Annotated in this window: 15 protein-coding genes and 1 tRNA gene; 8 read left to right on the top strand and 8 right to left on the bottom strand. The window is 64.9% G+C overall.

The genetic code is table 11. The annotated features are described in order from the left end of the window. The first annotated feature begins 30 nt into the window (after positions 1–30). Positions 31–714, top strand: coding sequence for a spermidine synthase (locus AM2010_RS07860; RefSeq protein WP_047806603.1), 684 nt, complete (start codon positions 31–33; stop codon positions 712–714). Positions 715–718: 4 nt separating this feature from the next. Here AM2010_RS07860 and AM2010_RS07855 read toward each other — a convergent pair whose 3' ends face one another. From AM2010_RS07855 to modA, 4 genes are all read right to left on the bottom strand, one after another. Beyond that, positions 719–1,243, bottom strand: coding sequence for a DUF1993 domain-containing protein (locus tag AM2010_RS07855; protein WP_047806602.1), 525 nt, complete (start codon positions 1,241–1,243; stop codon positions 719–721). Positions 1,244–1,319: 76 nt separating this feature from the next. Further along, complete coding sequence (locus tag AM2010_RS07850; protein ID WP_047806601.1) at positions 1,320–1,952, bottom strand: ATP-binding cassette domain-containing protein; 633 nt, start codon at positions 1,950–1,952, stop codon at positions 1,320–1,322. Next, positions 1,942–2,640, bottom strand: a complete 699-nt coding sequence (gene modB / locus AM2010_RS07845; RefSeq protein ID WP_047806600.1) for a molybdate ABC transporter permease subunit — start codon at positions 2,638–2,640, stop codon at positions 1,942–1,944. The genes AM2010_RS07850 and modB overlap by 11 nt, the downstream gene beginning before the upstream one ends. Continuing rightward, positions 2,637–3,458: a molybdate ABC transporter substrate-binding protein gene (gene modA, locus AM2010_RS07840; protein ID WP_047806599.1), complete on the bottom strand. Its 822-nt coding sequence runs from the start codon at positions 3,456–3,458 to the stop codon at positions 2,637–2,639. The genes modB and modA overlap by 4 nt, the downstream gene beginning before the upstream one ends. A gap of 55 nt (positions 3,459–3,513) precedes the next feature. On the opposite strand from modA, the gene AM2010_RS07835 reads away from it, so the two are divergent. Beyond that, complete coding sequence (locus AM2010_RS07835; protein WP_047807807.1) at positions 3,514–4,038, top strand: metal-dependent hydrolase; 525 nt, start codon at positions 3,514–3,516, stop codon at positions 4,036–4,038. Between the two features lie 22 nt (positions 4,039–4,060). On the opposite strand, the gene AM2010_RS07830 is transcribed toward AM2010_RS07835, so the two are convergent. Then, positions 4,061–4,735, bottom strand: a complete 675-nt coding sequence (locus AM2010_RS07830; RefSeq protein WP_047806598.1) for a GcrA family cell cycle regulator — start codon at positions 4,733–4,735, stop codon at positions 4,061–4,063. A 73-nt stretch (positions 4,736–4,808) separates the two neighbouring features. On the opposite strand from AM2010_RS07830, the gene AM2010_RS07825 reads away from it, so the two are divergent. After that, positions 4,809–5,711, top strand: coding sequence for an ABC transporter permease (locus AM2010_RS07825; protein WP_047806597.1), 903 nt, complete (start codon positions 4,809–4,811; stop codon positions 5,709–5,711). 29 nt (positions 5,712–5,740) lie between these two features. On the opposite strand, the gene hspQ is transcribed toward AM2010_RS07825, so the two are convergent. Then, the gene (gene hspQ / locus AM2010_RS07820; RefSeq protein ID WP_047806596.1) at positions 5,741–6,121 is read right to left on the bottom strand and encodes a heat shock protein HspQ; all 381 of its coding nucleotides are present in this window, start codon (positions 6,119–6,121) and stop codon (positions 5,741–5,743) included. Positions 6,122–6,280: 159 nt separating this feature from the next. Between hspQ and AM2010_RS07815 the strand changes: the two genes are divergently transcribed. The 5 genes from AM2010_RS07815 to AM2010_RS07795 all read left to right on the top strand — a co-directional run bounded on the left by AM2010_RS07815 (position 6,281) and on the right by AM2010_RS07795 (position 10,911). Continuing rightward, positions 6,281–6,370 (top strand) — tRNA-Ser (locus tag AM2010_RS07815). Positions 6,371–6,623: 253 nt separating this feature from the next. Further along, entirely contained in the window at positions 6,624–8,753 is a 2,130-nt protein-coding gene (locus tag AM2010_RS07810; protein ID WP_047807806.1) for a TonB-dependent siderophore receptor, read from the top strand. A 21-nt stretch (positions 8,754–8,774) separates the two neighbouring features. Beyond that, positions 8,775–9,086: a hypothetical protein gene (locus tag AM2010_RS07805; protein WP_047806595.1), complete on the top strand. Its 312-nt coding sequence runs from the start codon at positions 8,775–8,777 to the stop codon at positions 9,084–9,086. A gap of 20 nt (positions 9,087–9,106) precedes the next feature. Beyond that, entirely contained in the window at positions 9,107–10,639 is a 1,533-nt protein-coding gene (locus tag AM2010_RS07800) for a PepSY-associated TM helix domain-containing protein (protein ID WP_236699522.1), read from the top strand. Continuing rightward, positions 10,636–10,911: a DUF3325 domain-containing protein gene (locus AM2010_RS07795; protein ID WP_047806593.1), complete on the top strand. Its 276-nt coding sequence runs from the start codon at positions 10,636–10,638 to the stop codon at positions 10,909–10,911. The genes AM2010_RS07800 and AM2010_RS07795 overlap by 4 nt, the downstream gene beginning before the upstream one ends. Positions 10,912–11,018: 107 nt before the next feature. Here AM2010_RS07795 and AM2010_RS07790 read toward each other — a convergent pair whose 3' ends face one another. Together AM2010_RS07790 and AM2010_RS07785 are read right to left on the bottom strand one after the other, a co-directional pair. Further along, positions 11,019–12,428 carry an efflux transporter outer membrane subunit gene (locus AM2010_RS07790; protein ID WP_047806592.1) on the bottom strand — a complete coding sequence of 470 codons (1,410 nt, stop codon included), beginning with the start codon at positions 12,426–12,428 and terminating at the stop codon, positions 11,019–11,021. Between the two features lie 8 nt (positions 12,429–12,436). Further along, positions 12,437–15,622 (bottom strand): efflux RND transporter permease subunit, encoded by a 3,186-nt coding sequence (locus AM2010_RS07785; RefSeq protein WP_047806591.1) that lies wholly within the window; start codon positions 15,620–15,622, stop codon positions 12,437–12,439. Positions 15,623–15,647: the final 25 nt, after the last annotated feature.

Here is a 15,647-nt window from a genome sequence, read left to right as displayed (position 1 = left end):
CGGCCCTTTTCATTTTACGGAGACTTACCGATGCTGCCCCGCGAAACCCTCGCCACCGCCCGGATTCCTGGCGGCGACATGCTGACCCTGATCAGTCACGGGCGCGATTTCGTCATCATGCTCGGCCGCGACGAATTGATGGGTACGCGCATGCGCTTTTCGGAAGAACAGCTTGCGCAGCTGACCCTGGAACGGCTGGACACGCCGCGCCCGCGCCTGTTGATCGGTGGTTACGGCATGGGCTTCACCTTCCGCGCGGCGCTGGCGCAGTTGCCTGAAGGCGGCCGGGCGGTCGTGGCCGAGGTTGTCCCCGAAATCCTCGAATGGGCGAAGGGGCCGCTCGCCACCCTGACCGGCGATTGCCTGGACGATCCGCGTGGAGAAATCGTCATCGCCGATGTCGCGGCGCTGGTGGACGATGCGGTGGACGGCACGACCGAACGCTACGATGCAATTCTGCTCGACGTCGATAACGGGCCGGACGGGATCGTGCGCGAGGGGAACGAACGCCTCTATACCCGCACCGGCATCGCGCGCCTGCGCGACGCACTGGCGCCCGATGGCCTGCTGGCGGTCTGGTCCGCTGCGCCCGATCACAAGTTCGCGCGCCGGCTGAAGGATGCCGGCTTCGCGGTGGAGGAGCGCACCGTGCGCGCGCGGCCCAACAACAAGGGGCCGCGGCACACGATCTGGTTCGCACGTCGACCGCGTTGAGCGGTCAGTTCGGCGCCATGCGCATTCGGCCGAGGAAGTCCCGCTTGCTCAGTTCCAGCCCCTTCATCCGCAGGATGTCGTACGCGGTCGCGGCGTGGAAATAGAAATTCGGCTGGCTGAAGCTGAGCAGGAAATCGTCCGCCGTGAAATCCAGCGTGAAGCTGGGAACCTGAAACCGCATTGGGCGACCGATCCAGTCCTCCATTTCCGATTCCTCCAGCGCATTCAGCGCGGCGGTGGCCTGATCGAGGCTGTCGCGCAGTGCGTCGAAGCTGTCGGGCGGGGTGGTCATGTCCGGGCTGAATGTGCCAGCTCGCACCCCTTCGATCGCGCCGTGGGTATGTGCGGCGACGCTTTTGACCTGATAGTCGAAAGCCAGCATGTCATCGATCAGCCGCCCGCCGATCAACTCTCCGGGGCTGCATCCCTTCTCGCCGCACCAGGCCTCCGCCTTGTCGACGAGGCCTCTGGTCGATCCAAGCATTTGCAGAGCGCTGGGGACGAAGGCGGCGTGAAGTGAAAGCGGCATTGGCGATTCTCCCGTAAAATAAGTTTTGAAACGAAACTGTGTTCTAACTGCGTTACAGCCTGCTGACTAGTGGGAATCAGGGCAGCGCAAGCACCGCGCCGGCCAGCCGGTCCACTTCGCGCTGATCGTGGCTTACGAGAACCGCCGGAACGGTGATCCTGCTTACGATCCGCTCAATCATGATCGTGATCCTTTCGGCCCGCGCGGGATCGAGCGAGGCAAGTGGTTCGTCGAGCAGGAGGAAGGCCGGGTGCGACAGCACCGCGCGGCCTATCGCCACCCGGCGTGCCTCGCCCCCCGAAAGAGTCGCGGGGCGGCGCGCCATCAGCGGGGCCAGGTCCAGCAGGTCGGCAATCTCGTCGAAATCGGGCCAGTCGCCGGGCGAGCGGGTGGTGCGCCCGCGCTGCTCCCCGAACAGGAGATTGCGGCGCACGGTCAGATGCGGGAACAGCCGCATGTCCTGAAACACATATCCCGCACCGCGTGCATCGGGCGGCACGTCGATGTCCGCATCCCGATCGAAAAGCACGCGTCCGCCGATTGCGATTGTCCCGGCGACAGGGCGGCGCAAGCCGGCAATGCAATCGAGCAGCGAGCTTTTCCCCGCGCCGGAGGGGCCCGTGACGGCGAGAATGCGCGCCGGTGTGGCAATCGCCACCTGCTGCTCGCGCGCTCCGGCGCGGTAGGTCAGGGCAAGATCAAACGACATGCGCGTCGCTTCCCGCTGCGCGGCGGACCAGCCATTCGCTGGCCATCAATGCACCGAGCGACAACAGCACAGCGATGGCTGCAAGCCGCGCAACGGCCATTTCGCCCCCCGGCGTCTGCAGCAGGGTATAGATCGCCAGTGGCAGTGTGCGTGTTTCGCCGGGAATATTGGCGGCGAAAGTGATCGTCGCGCCAAACTCCCCCACCGAGCGCGCGAAACCGAGCACGAGCCCGGCCAGAATTCCCGGCAGGCTGAGCGGCAATGTGACCGTGCGAAACGCGCGCCATTTGCTCGCACCCAGGGTGCGCGCGGCATCGACCAGACGCCGGTCGACCGCCTCGATCGAGAGGCGGATGGCGCGCACCATCAGCGGCAGCGCCATGACGCCGGCAGCGAGCGCGGCCCCGGTCCAGCGGAAGACCAGCGTGATCCCCAGGACATCCTCCAGAAAGGTGCCGACCGGTCCGTTGCGGCCGAATGCAAGCAGCAGCAGCCAGCCGGTGACCACTGGCGGAATTACCAGAGGAAGGTGGACCAGCGCATCCACCAGCAGCTTGCCCGGAAATTGCCGCCGCGCGAGCAGCCATGCCAGCGCATAGGCGACGGGCAGGGTCGCTGCCATAGCGACCAGGCTGACCTTGAGCGAAAGCCCGATCACCTGCCATTCGGCGGGAGACAGCACGGTCAGTCGTCCCCCGGCAAAAGCGTAAACCCGCGGCGGGAGAACACTGGCATCGCATCGGCTGAGGAGAGGTAGGCGAGAAAATCCGCCCTCTCGTCAGCGGTTGAACCTCTGACGATGGCCGCTTGATAGCGGATCGGCGGATGGGCGGTTACCGGCATTCGCGCGACTACACGCACCTTGCCGGATGCTGCGGCGTCACTGCGATAGACGATCGCTGCGTCGACCTCGCCACGCTCGGCCAGGGTGAGGGCCGCGCGCACGCTTTCGGTCGGGATGATCCGGCGTCTGGTCGAGTGCCAAAGGCCCAGGGTCTCCAGCGCCGCCCTGGCATAGCGGCCGGCCGGCACTGTATCGGGCTCTCCCATCGCGACGGTCCCGCCCGACAGGGCCTGGCGGATCGACATGTTGTCGCTCACGGAGCCTGTGCCTCGGACGGCTGCGGCGGGATGGACGACGACAAGCGTGTTCGAAACAAGCTCGCGTCTGCTGCCAGAGGTCAGATGCCCGCCTTTTTCGAGGTGATCCATCCAGTCCCTGTCCGCCAGCAGGATCAGGTCTGCCGGCGCACCGCTCGCGATCTGGCGCGCGATTGCCTGCGAACCGGCATAGGATATGACCGGCCGGGCGTGTCCCTGCTTCTCCCAATCGCCAGATATTTCGTCGAGCGCGCCCTGCATACTGGCTGCGGCAAGGACGACCGGCGCCCGCTCGCTCGGCTGCGCGCAGGCAGTCATTGCGAAAACGGCGGCAGAAGCTAGGAGGCGCGCGAACACCCGCGTTGCATATCGGCGTGCTGGAATGCGGTCCACTGCCGTCAGCATCGCCGGTACCGGATATCGGACCGGGACAGCTTCGCACTCAGGCGGAAGATACGCGATGCCCACGATCATCTCCCATGCCATCGTTCCGCTGGCATTCGCTGCAGCGGCGGGGCGCCAGCGAATCGCGGTGCCGATTGCACTTGCAGGCGGCGTGCTGGCGGCAATGCCCGATGCGGATGTCGTGGGGTTCGCGTTCGGTATCGCCTATGCCGACGACTGGGGGCATCGCGGCGCGACACACTCGCTGGCATTCGCGGCGATCACCGCGCTCGTGCTGGCCGCACTATGGCCGCGAGCGCGCAGCATGGCGGCTATCCTGTTCCTGTTCGCGGCCACGGCCTCGCACGGCCTGTTCGACATGGCGACCGACGGCGGGCTGGGCGCCGCGCTGTTCTGGCCGTTCGAGACGGGGCGGCATTTCTTTGGTGCCACGCCGATCCGCGTGTCGCCGATCGGGGCGGACTTTTTCAGCGCACGAGGGTTGGAAACCCTGCGGTCCGAATTCGTCTGGATCTGGGTGCCGTGCGCGGCGCTGGCGCTGGCCGGTGCAGGTTTGCGCCGGTCGAGAGCCAGGCCGTGATCGCAGCCGGCCAGCCGCTGGTCTAGCGGACCCGCGGCCCGCCGAAGGGCAACGGCGGAGGGGGGCGGCGCGCGCCGCGCGGAAGCTGCGCCTGATAGGCCCGGCCGCAATGTTCGACGCAATAGGGAAATCCCGGATTCACCGCTTCGCCGCAGAAGTGGAAGTCCGGCTCCCCCGGATGGCCCATCGGCCAGCGACAGACTTTGTCGCTCAGGTCGAGCAGACTGGTCTTGTCGGCGATTTCGGGGCTGGGCTTGGCCGGAACCAGGCGGCGCGGCGGGGCAGGCGGGATCGGCGCCTGCTGGTCGCCCGGGCCCTGACGCAGGAAGCCGCCGGGGCCGACGGAAACGATCTTGGGCAAGCCGGGGCCGGGATTGGGCAATGGCTGCGACTGACCGCCTGCTGCCGGGCTGGCAGGACGCGGGGGGGCAGCGGCAGGCGCGCTGTCAGCGGCCTTGGGCGCGGGGCGGGGCGGGACAGGCTTCTTCGCAGCGGGCTTGGGCGCAGGGGCCTTGTCCGCTTTCTTCGGCTCGTTCGCCTTGACCGGGGAGGGGCGCGATTTCAGCCCCAGGCGGTGGGCCTTGCCGATCACGGCATTGCGGCTGACGCCGCCCAGCTCGTCGGCGATCTGGCTGGCGGTGGCGCCGCCTTCCCACATCTTCTTCAGCGTGGCGATCCGTTCGTCGGTCCAGCTCATTCGATTTCCATTCGCAACAAATTCCATGGGGCACGGCTTGCCAGCGGAAGCAACGAGCACTAGTCGCGCCATAATGGCCGATCAAGCCCGCAACCCCGCAAGTTCGCCCGACGACAGGGGCACTTCCATCGTGGAGGAAAATCCCGGCGGCCTGCGCCGGTTTCCGCCCCGCGGGGTGCCCGTGTTCGACGGGATCAACCGCATCGGACTGTGGAGCCTCTATATGAAGGAGGTTCGCCGATTTCTCAAGGTCCAGACGCAAACCGTTTGGGCCCCGGCGGTAACCACCCTGCTGTTTCTGGTCATTTTCAGCGTTGCGCTGGGGCGTGCCGGGCGGGAAGTCCTGGGCGTGCCCTTCGCCACGTTCGTCGCCCCCGGGCTTATCGTGATGGGCATGATGCAGAACGCCTTTGCCAATGCCAGCTTCACATTGCTGGGCGGCAAGATCCAGGGAACGATCATCGATCTGTTGATGCCTCCATTGTCGGAAGGCGAGCTGATGGCCGGGATCGTCGGCGCGGCAGTGACGCGCGCGATCATGGTTGGCGGCGCCGTGGCGCTGGCCATGGCGTTCTACCCCGGCGTCAGCCTGACGGTCGAACATATCTGGGCGGTTGTCTGGTTCGGCCTGATGGGGGCGATCATGCTTTCGCTGATGGGTCTGCTGACATCCATCTGGGCGGAAAAGTTCGATCACAATGCCGCGATCACCAACTTCGTGGTGGCCCCTCTGGCCCTGCTTTCGGGCACGTTCTACGTGATCGACAACCTCGCACCGGCTTTTCAGGCGATCAGCCGCGCCAATCCCTTCTTCTACGTGATTTCCGGCTTCCGATACGGCTTTCTGGGTGAAAGCGACATCGGCAACACCGATGCGGCCCTGGTGCAGAGCGCGCTCGGCCTCGGCCTGCTCAACCTCGTGCTGGCGTACTTCTGCTATCGGGTGCTCAGATCGGGCTGGAACCTGAAAGACTGACCGTCGGCCGTGTAGGCCGGGCGGCGGGATCAGTGCGTTAGCGAGCGGCGCATCTTGTAGCGCCCGTTGCGAAAATCATCGAACAGTTCGGCCACGTTGGGATGATCCACCGGTCCGCCGTCCGCATCGGGCAGCAGGTTCTGCTGGCTGACATAGGCGACGTAGGACGAATCCTCGTTCTCGGCCAGAAGGTGATAGAACGGCTGGTCGCGCCGCGGACGAATATCCTCGGGGATCGCTTCGTACCATTCTTCGCTGTTGGAGAAGACCGGATCGACGTCGAACACGACGCCGCGGAAATCGAACATGCGATGGCGTACCACGTCGCCGATGCCGAAACGGGCCCGGGCGTGGCGTGGCATTTCGATGAACCGGCCGGCCTGGGCCGAAAAGAACTGCGAACGTTCCATTGCAGCGGCGAATATAGGATTTCACGGCTGCGAAACAAGCGTGCGGACATCGTCATCCCCGGCGGAGCGAGAACAAGGGGCTTGGCAAGCCCCGACCGCTCCGCTAACCGGCCCGCTCCCGAAGCGACCGGGGCAATGTCCCCAAGCGCTATCTCGTGCGGAGAGGTGCCGGAGTGGTCGAACGGGGCGGTCTCGAAAACCGTTGTGCCCTTACGGGTACCGAGGGTTCGAATCCCTCCCTCTCCGCCACCGGACCTTTTCCGACAAGTTCCCGATTCTCAATAGGCCTGCCAGGTTCCTGACCCTGTGCAGCGAGAGCATGTGGGACCTTCCCTGCCGCTCCGTCCACGTTCGTTGACATCCACAATCTTCACACCTATCGCGCTCGTTCTGCGAATCATTTGCATTAGCAATATTGCCAATCGGGAGGTGAAGTTTGCGTATCCGTTCGAAGGTTAATCTTGGCTCGAGTTTGTATGGTCTGGCTGCGGCCGCTGCTGTCGTGTTTGCGGTTCCGGCTTGGGCGCAGGCGGAAGGGCGAGGGGAGAACGGTCGCGCGACTCAGGCGGGCGGGGGCGAGTTTGATGCCGAGGGGGACGAGATCGTCGTCGTCGGATCTTATACCACCGGGGAGGAACTGGATTCGGCCACCGGCCTCGGCCTGTCGATTCAGGAAACGCCGCAGTCCGTAACCGTGATGACTGCGCAGCGCATGGAAGACCAGGCCATTCGCACCCTGTCGGATGTGGTCAACAATGCGGCTGGCGTCTCGGCAAAGGCGCGCGACAGCTCGCGTAACGGCTTTTCCGCGCGCGGCTTCGGCATCCGCAACTATCAGATCGATGGCGTTCCGCTGCAGTGGGGCGGGGGCGACGAGGCCGGCGAGTCCCTGCTCGACATGGCGATTTACGAACGCGTCGAAATCGTGCGCGGCGCGACCGGTCTGCTGACAGGCGCAGGCGAGCCATCAGCCTCGATCAATCTTGTGCGCAAGCATGCGGACAGCCGCGAACTGACAGGCTCCGTCTCCGCCAGCATTGGCCGCTGGGATGCCTATTCGGTATCCGGCGATCTGAGTGCGCCGGTTACGGCAGATGGCACGATCCGCGCCCGCGGCGTGGTGCGCTATGCCGAGAATGACAGCCATGTCGAACGGCTCCACGATCAGACGCTGGTGCTCTACGGTGTGATCGATGCCGATATTACGCCTGACACGCGGCTCAGCATCGGTGCAAGCTATCAGGACAACGATCCCAGCGGCACCACCTGGGGCGGCCTTCCCGTCTGGCATGCCGACGGATCGCGCACCGACTGGGCCCGCTCGAAGACCAACGGCGCGGAATGGGCGAGCTGGGCCTCCACCAACGAAACCTACTTCGCAAACCTGACGCAGAACATCGGCGAGACCTGGTCGGTCGAAATCTACGGCACGAATTCGGTCAACAAGGGCAACCTGCGCCTGCTTTACCTGAGCGGTCAGCCCGACGCGGTCACCGGTCTTGGCATGAGTTCGTCGGCTTATGGTGCCGATACCGAACGTTCGCAGATCGATGTCGGCTTCCGTGCCAACGGGACCTACAATCTGTTTGACCGCTCGCACGATCTCGTGGTCGGTGCGAGTTACGCTAGGCAGGACTATGAATCGCTAACCTACGCGCGCGATCCGCTTCCCCCGGTCGGAGACTTCAACGCCTGGGATGGCACATATCCGGCACCTGTCTGGGGTGCCCGGTCGCAGGCGGTCGATCTGCGGACGAAGCAATGGGGTTACTACGCGGCCACGCGATTCTCGCTCAGCGATCCGCTGAAGCTGATCGCCGGCGGCCGTCTGTCCAGCTGGACCCGTGAAGGGCTGAACTATGGCTCGATGCTCGATTTCGGGGACAAGAACCGCTTCCTGCCTTATGTCGGCGTCCTGTACGATCTCGCGCCGAACCATACCGTATACGCCAGCTACACCCGAATATTCGAGCCACAGAACAGCCGCGACCGCAACGGTGATTATCTCGCGCCAGTCGCTGGCGAGAATTACGAGATCGGTCTGAAAAGTAGCTTCTTCCGCGGTGCGCTCAACACGGCGCTGTCGGTCTTCCGTATCGAACAGGACAATCTGGCCCAGCCTGACGTAGGCCACACCGTGCCTGGCACCACACCGCCTGCCCAGGCCTATTATGCCGCGAGGGGCGCAACCAGCACGGGTTTCGAAATAGAGGCGAACGGCGAGATTCTTCCGGGCTGGTCGGTGGCTGCCAACTACACGCAGTTCGAAGCAGAAGACGCCGACGATAACCGCATCAACACCCTCTACCCGCAAAAGCTGCTGCGGGTGTTCACCACCTACCGGTTCCGCGGGGCGATGGACGGTTTGACGATCGGTGGCGGTGTCAATTGGGAGGACACGAGCTATTCCGATACGATCAACCCGATAACGGGCGAGGATGAGCGGCTCGAAGTCGAAAGCTACGCTCTCGTCAATCTGATGGCGCGCTATGAACTCGGGAACGGGCTGTCGGCGCAGCTCAATGCCGAAAACCTGTTCGACAAGACTTACTACTCGCAGATCGGGTTCTACAACCAGCTTGCCTATGGCGAACCCCGCAACGTGACACTGACGCTGCGTTATCAGTTCTGATCGGTCCGGCTGGTGTCGCCCATGGCAAACGGGATCGCTCCGCAGGGTGCAAGGATCACCGCCGGTAACCTGGTTGCCCGCGTCGCGGCGGCCGTTCCTGCGAACTATGGTCTGACGTCCGTCCTTACCGCCTGCATTGCCAGGCTTCTGCCCATGCCGCCTGCGGAGGCAAGCGTTGCCGCAACGCTGGTTTCCTTCGCGCTCTTCGCGGGCATCGCACTGGCCGCGTTCGCTGTCCGATCCGTCAGTCGGCTCTGGCTGTGGATGCTCGCGTCGGGCGCGGTCGCCGGGGGCGCCCTGTGGCTCTCGCTCATGGTAGGGGGGCGACTGTGAGAGACAGCTTGCGCCAATCGATGGCCTTGCTCCACACCTGGACAGGGCTGCTGTTCGGCTGGTTGCTGTTCGCGATGTTCGCGACCGGCACTGCGGCTTATTTCCAGGATGAGATCACGCGCTGGATGCAGCCGGAAGTTACCGGTGATGCGGACCCGGTAACATCGGTGGAAGGCGCGTTGCGTTTTCTGGAAAAAGCCGCACCGGATGCGAAAACCTGGTTTGTCACCATGCCCGACCGCCGCAGCATCACCACTCAGGTGTTCTGGCAGCCGGCAGAGGGAAGGGGGCGTCGAGGGGAAACGAGCGCAGTTCTCGACCCATCGGGGCAGGAAGTCTCGGCGCGGGAAACGCGCGGCGGCGCATTCCTCTACCGGTTCCATTTCGACCTCCACTATATGCCGGTGATCTGGGCGCGCTATCTTGTCGGCATCGCGGCCATGTTCATGCTGGTGGCGATCCTGTCGGGTGTGATCACCCATAAGAAGATATTCACCGACTTCTTCACGCTGCGGCTGGGCAAGGGGCAGAGAAGCTGGCTCGATGCCCATGCGGTGACTGCGGTGCTGGCCCTGCCATTCCACCTCATGATCACCTTTACAGGGCTGGTGACACTGGCGACGCTCTACATGCCGTGGGGCATCGATGCCAACTATGCTTCTCCGCAGACATTTTTCGACAGTGTTTCCGGCCGGGCGCCACAAGTTGAGCGCAGCGGGGCAGCAGCTCCGCTGGCACCGGCAGGGGCGATGATGCGCGCTGCCTCCGCCAAGTGGAACGGCGCCGAAGCGGGTTTCCTGAGTGTCAGCAACCCGGGCGATGCGACCGCGACCGTGACGCTCACGCGCGCACCTGCAGAAGCAATCGGTTCAAGAGGGGAAACCCTTACTTTCGATGGCACCACCGGCCGACCGATCGGGGAAGGGCAGGCGAAGGGTGCCGCCCGCCAGACGGAAAGCGTTATGATCGGGCTCCACGCCGGTCGTTTCGCCGAATGGGGTTTGCGCTGGCTCTATTTCCTGTCGGGGCTGGGCGGAACGATCATGGTCGGTACCGGGCTGGTGCTGTGGAATGCGAAGCGCAGGGCGCGCCTCCCCGATCCCGAGAACCCGCACTTCGGGTTCAAACTAGTCGAACGCCTCAATATCGCGGCGATCGCGGGGTTGGGGGCGGGAATCGCGGTCTATTTCCATTCCAATCGCCTGCTGCCGCTGGGCATGACCCAGCGCGCCGAATGGGAAATCCATAGCCTGTTCCTCGCCTGGGCGGGCATCGCATTGTGGGCCTTGATCCGACCCATTCGTCGTGCCTGGGCCGAAACCCTGGCGGTGGCCGCCGTTCTGTTCCTGGCTATACCGCCGATCAATGCCTTCACGACTTCGCGCGGACTGTTCGCCAGCCTCGGAAACGGGGATTGGGTGTTCGTCGGCTTTGACGTTACCATGCTTCTGATCGCCGCCGGCTACGGCTGTGCTGCGCGAAAGGCCGGGCTGCTTGAAAGCCGCGGAAGGTCGCCGGGTGCACCGCGAATTTATGAAGGCGCGAAGGCATGATCCACGTGCTGATTCTCTTCCTCGCATTTCTCGGCTTCGCGATGCTTGCCGTGGCGATGCAGCGGCACCAGCGGGCCATAGCCGGGCGGCAGCTCTCCAACCGGGAACGACGATTGATGCGAACCGGCGGATGGCTGGCGATCGTGGCCGGTCTGTTGCTGGCGATGGCATCGCTCGGTCCCGCCTACGGCGCGATCGCATGGCTTGGCCATCTCTCCATCGCAAGCTGGGGTGTGGTGGCAGTGCTGATCTGGCGGGCGCGGCCAAGCTGAGGGTTTGCGGTCGGGTGCGTGCGGGCCCTGCAGTGCGGATGACTCTGCATCTGAGGGCGCCACCATACAAAGCGTATTCCAGCCAGATTGCTTCCCAACCACACCGTTCACTGCACCGACCACCCTCCGCCCAGCGCGCGGAAGACGTCGATCTGCGCGCGCGAGACTGCCGCGTCCTGCGCTGCGAGCTGCGCCTTGACGTCCGCCAGCGTGCGCTCGGCGTCGAGCCGGTCGAGCGAGTTGACCGCGCCCGCTCGCTGCTGCGCGCGGACGATGCGGGCCGCGCGTTCGGCCTGCTCCCCCGCCGCCTGCAACGTCGTGCGGCGTTCCAGCGCGTGGGCGTAATTGGACAGCGCGGTTTCGGTTTCTTCCAGTGCGGTCAGGACCGTCTGATCGAACGCGGCGAGCGATCCTTGCGTATCGGCTTCCGCCATATCCACGCGGGCCCGGATCGCTTCCTGATTGCCGAAAGACCAGTTGAGCAGCGAACCGGCCAGCCAGCGCAGCGGGCCGCCAGTCAGGATGTCGCCAATGTCCGGCCCGGTCGAACCGATCGATCCGCCCAGGGTGATGCGGGGATAGAGGTCGGCCGTGGCCACACCGATCCGTGCGGTGTCGGCTGCGAGCCGGCGTTCCGCGGCGCGAATGTCGGGCCGCCGGGCGAGGAGGGCGGCACCGTCGCCCACCGGGACGGGCTCCGCGATCTCCAGCACGATATTCCGTTCGCCGGCGATTGGCGGCAGATCGGCCGGCGCACGACCGGTCAGCGTGGCCAGACGAAACAGGGCAGCGGTCCGCGCGGCTTCCAGTGTCGGAATGTCCGCCGCGCGCTGATCGCGCAGCGTTGCGATGCGCGCGACGGCAAGCCCGCTTTCCAGCCCGGCCGCGTGACGTTTGCGGGTCAACGCAAGCGACTGTTCGAGCAGCGCGGTGATCTCGCGCGCAACGCGGAGCAGTGCCGCGCCCGCTGCCGCATCGGCATAGGCGCGAGTGGTTTCGGCGACGACTATGACCCGAACGGCATCGGCATCCGCTTCGCTGGCGGCAAGATCCGCCCGCGCAGCCTCGACCCCGCGGCCGACGCGGCCGAACAGATCGACTTCGTAAGCCACGTCTATGCCGGCGTCATAAGTCCAGCTCTCGCGCTGGGCTCCGGCTGGTGCCTGGCTTTCGGGCACGCGGCCATAGTTCGCGCCGGCACCAAGCGAGGCCTGCGGGAAGCGGTCGCCGCGCGCACCGCGAACGCCCGCCCGGGCCCGTTCGATACGGGCGAGTGCCTGGCGGATTTCGGTGTTGGCGCGCAAGGCATCCTGAACGAGCGTGTCGAGCACGGGGTCGTCGTAGAGCCGCCACCAGTCGGCGGGCAGGGGGGCAGGGGTGAACGCCGGATCGTCGGCGGAAAGGAAGGGGCCGGAAGACGCAGGAATAGGGGGATTGCGTGCGTAGTCCGGCCCCGCCGCGCACCCCGAAAGGGCGAGCGCGGATAGGGTCGTGAGAGCGAGGGAGCGAAACGTCATCTTGGCACCTATTCGGCAGGCTGTGGCAGGTGGTCGTCGTTGCCGCGGCCGGTGTTGGCGCGCATTGCGGCAATGCGATCGCCCAGGGCGCGGCAGACGACGTAGAACGTTGGGGTGAAGATCAGGCCGAAGCCGGTAACGCCCAGCATGCCGAAGCACACCGCCGTTCCCAGCGCCTGCCGCAGTTCGGCACCCGCGCCGGTCGCAATCACCAGCGGCACCGAGCCGAGGATGAATGCGAAGCTGGTCATCAGGATCGGGCGCAGGCGTGTCTTGGCCGCTTCGACCGCGGCCTGTGTCGGCGACAGGCCGTGCAGTTCTTCCCCCTGGCGGGCGAATTCCACGATCAGGATCGCGTTCTTCGCTGCCAGCGCGATCAGAACGACCAGCCCGATCTGGGTCAGGACGTTGTTGTCCATCCCCCGCAGATTGACGCCCACCATCGCTGCCAGCAGACACATCGGCACGATCAGGATGATCGCCAGTGGCATGACCAGGCTTTCATACTGGGCGGCGAGCACGAGGAAGACGAGCAGCACGGCAAGTGCGAACACCAACGCCGCCGTGTTGCTGGCGAACTTCTGTTGATAGGCGATCCCGGTCCATTCGACGTCGTAACCGCGCGGCAGCACTTCGGCGGCGGCCGCCTCCATCGTGTTCAGCGATTGTCCGGTCGAGAAGCCCGGTGCGGTGTCGCCATCGACCGCCACAGCAGGCGCGAGATTGTATCGCGTCACCCGGTATGGGCCGGTGGTATCGCTCAACGTCGCGACCGATCCGACCGGCACCATTGCCCCATTGGCGGAACGCATGTGGAGGTTGGCGATATCCGCCGGATTGTCGCGGAACGGCGCATCGGCTTGCGCGGTCACGCGATATGTCCGGCCCAGAAGGTTGAAATCGTTTATGAACGCCGAACCGAGATAGACTTGCAGGGTGTTGAAGATCTCCGACGGGGAAACGCCCAGGATCTGTGCCTTGTCACGGTCGATATCGGCATGGACGCGGGGGGTCCCGGTTTCGAAGAAGGTGTAGACACCGGCCAGTCCCTCCTGCTCGTTCGCCTTGGCGATTACCGCCTCGGCGACTTTTCCAAGCTCGCGGTACCCCTGACCGTTCTTGTCCTGCACCATCATGCGGAAGCCGCCGGCCGAACCGATCCCGCGGATCACGGGCGGTTTGACGATCATCAGGCGGGCTTCGTCGATGTCGGCGGTCGCTTCCTGTGCTGCGGCAATCAGTGAGTCCACCGTCTGCCCCTTGTCCGCGCGCTCGTCGAAGTCGTCGAGCACCCAGTAGGCAGCGGCAGAACTGGCGGACTGGGTTTCGGATGTGCCGTCGAATCCCGACAGCATGACCACGCTGTCGATCCCGTCGATCGGCAGAACGCGATCGGCCACCTGCTTCATCACCGCATCGGTGCGCGAAGTGGCGGAGCCTGCCGGCAATTGCACGACGGTCAGGAAATAGGCCTGATCCTGCTGGGGAACGAAGCCGGTCGGCGTCATCCACAGGGCAGCCCCCGTCAGCGCGATCAGGCCGGCATAGGCGGCCATCATCCGGCGGGGCATGGCAACCATCGTTGCCGTCCACCGGCCATAGATCTCGCTGAAACGGTCGAAGGCGCGATTGAATGCGTCCCCCGCACGCTCCAGCAGGCGCCGCCATCGGGCGCCATCGGGCGCGCGTTCGTGCGGACGCAGCAGGAGAGCGGAGATGGCGGGCGAAAGCGTCAGCGAAACGATCAGCGAGATTATCGTCGCGGCTGAGATCGTGATTGCGAACTGCTGGTAGAATGCGCCTGACAGCCCGCCGATGAACAGCGTCGGGACGAACACGGCGCAGAGCACCAGCACGATGGCGACCAGCGCGGCGCCCACTTCATCCATCGATGTGCGCGCCGCCTGCAGTGGGGACATGCCCGCTTCCAGATTGCGCTCCACATTCTCGACCACCACGATCGCGTCGTCGACCACGATGCCGATCGCCAGAACCAGGCCGAACAGCGAAAGGTTGTTGAGCGAGTATCCGAGCGCGGCCAGCACTGCGAAAGTGCCGATCAGCGAAATCGGGATCGCCAGCACCGGGATCAACGATGCGCGCCACTTCTGCAGGAAGACGACGATGACCAGAACGACCAGCACGACCGCTTCGATCAGGGTATGGACCACTGCATCGACCGATTGCTGGATGAACTCGGTCGGATTGTAGACGATCCGGTATTCCAGCCCCTCGGGGAAGTCGGCGGCAAGTTCGTCCATCGTCTCCTTGACGATTTCAGCCGAGGCGAGGGCATTCGAACCGGGTTCCTGCAACACCGGAACGATGACGGATTCGTTGTCGTTCAGATAGGCGGACGTGGCGTAATCCTGCGCGCCGATTTCCACACGGGCAATGTCGCGCACGCGCACCTGCCGCCCTTCGGCATCGGTACGGATAACCACGTTGCCGAACTGCTCCGGATCGGTGAAGCGGCCCTGTGTTTCCACGTTGAGCTGGAATGCGGCGTCGGGGCTCGGCTGTTGGCCGAGAACGCCGGCGGCCACTTGCACATTCTGGGCGCGCAGGGCCGAAACGATGTCGCCTGCGGTCAGGTTCAGGGCCGCGGCACGGCCCGGGTCGATCCAGATCCGCATGGCCAGTTCGCGGCTGCCGAACAACTGCACGTCGCCGACCCCCTCGATCCGGGCAAGGCGGTCCTTGATCCGGGTCTGGGCGTAGTTCGACATGTATTCGCGGCTGAGCGACCCGTCGGGCGAGATCAGGTTGACGATCAGCAGGAAGTCCGGGGTCGTCTTGCGAGTGACGATGCCGAGGCGCTGGACCTGTTCGGGCAGGCGCGGTTCCGCAATCGCGACGCGGTTCTGTACCAGCACCTGCGCTTCGTCCAGATCGGTCCCCTGTTCGAAAGTGACGGTGATGGTCATCCGCCCATCGCCGGTCGACTGGCTCGACAGGTAGAGCATGCCGTCGACCCCGTTGATCTCCTGCTCGATCGGGTTGGCGACGGTTTCCGCCACCGTTTCGGCCGAAGCGCCGGGATAGGTCGCGGTCACCGTTACGGTGGGGGGCACGACCTCCGGGTACTGGGAAACCGGCAGAAAGAAGTACGAGATCGCGCCGATCAGGGTGATGATGACGGCGATCACGCCGGCAAAGATCGGGCGGTCGATGAAGAAGCGGGACAGGCGCATTGCGGCCTCCTGGGAAAAGCGATCT

Origin of the sequence: Pelagerythrobacter marensis, assembly GCF_001028625.1 — a bacterium.
Lineage (GTDB): Bacteria > Pseudomonadota > Alphaproteobacteria > Sphingomonadales > Sphingomonadaceae > Pelagerythrobacter > Pelagerythrobacter marensis.
Note: the sequence above shows the minus strand (reverse complement) of the source record. Positions and strands in the feature narration are given on the sequence as shown.